This is a genomic window from Pseudoalteromonas sp. GW168-MNA-CIBAN-0100 (assembly GCF_040309225.1).
In the GTDB taxonomy this organism is placed as follows: domain Bacteria; phylum Pseudomonadota; class Gammaproteobacteria; order Enterobacterales; family Alteromonadaceae; genus Pseudoalteromonas; species Pseudoalteromonas arctica.
Genome location: NZ_JBEOOL010000938.1, coordinates 1 through 246, shown reverse-complemented (window position 1 = coordinate 246; position 246 = coordinate 1). Strand labels below are relative to the sequence as shown.

Annotated in this window: 1 pseudogene; it reads left to right on the top strand. The window is 44.3% G+C overall.

The annotated features are described in order from the left end of the window. Positions 1–246 (top strand): annotated as a pseudogene (locus AAEY62_RS24095) (NAD-dependent malic enzyme); the annotation flags it as partial.

Genomic DNA, 246 nt, shown 5'->3' with positions numbered 1-246 from the left:
CCCCAACAGTGGGTGATGCCTGTGAAAAGTTTTCTGATATTTATCGCAGTGCCCGTGGTTTATTTATTTCCTATGAAGATCGCTTTCACATTGACGATATTTTACGTAATGCCACAAAAGGCAAAGTAAAAGTGATTGTTGTGACCGACGGTGAGCGTATTTTAGGCCTGGGCGACCAAGGTATTGGTGGCATGGGGATTCCAATTGGTAAACTTTCTTTGTATACCGCGTGTGGCGGTATTAGCC